The sequence below is a fragment of the Enterobacter sp. J49 genome (assembly GCF_002148625.1).
GTDB classification, from domain to species: domain Bacteria; phylum Pseudomonadota; class Gammaproteobacteria; order Enterobacterales; family Enterobacteriaceae; genus Enterobacter; species Enterobacter ludwigii.
Genome location: NZ_MWPY01000006.1, coordinates 1 through 302 on the forward strand (window position 1 = coordinate 1; position 302 = coordinate 302).

Consider the following 302-nt stretch of genomic DNA (forward strand, 5'->3'; position numbering starts at 1 on the left):
CATCGAGCTGGTGACCATCGATACCTACCTGACGGAATGGGTGCCCGCGCATCTGCGCACTCGGGCTTTCGCCTTCGCGTTCTTCGTGCAGTTCCTGTCGGTGCCGGCGGTGGCGCTGATGTCCTGGTGGCTGGTGCCGCAGACGATTTGGGGCCTGAGCGGCTGGCGCTACGTAGTGATCGCCGGCGCGCTGGCCTCACTGGTGATCTGGCTGGTGCGCAAAGGGCTGCCGGAGTCGCCGCGCTGGCTGGTGCAGCAGCGGCGCTATGCGCAGGCCCGGCAGGTGATGCGGGATATGGAAC

Annotated in this window: 1 protein-coding gene; it reads left to right on the forward strand. The window is 66.9% G+C overall.

Annotated elements, in window-relative coordinates; translation table 11 throughout:
• Positions 1–302: MFS transporter (locus BJP35_RS00035; protein ID WP_143349611.1), on the forward strand; the 302-nt coding region annotated here is incomplete at both ends.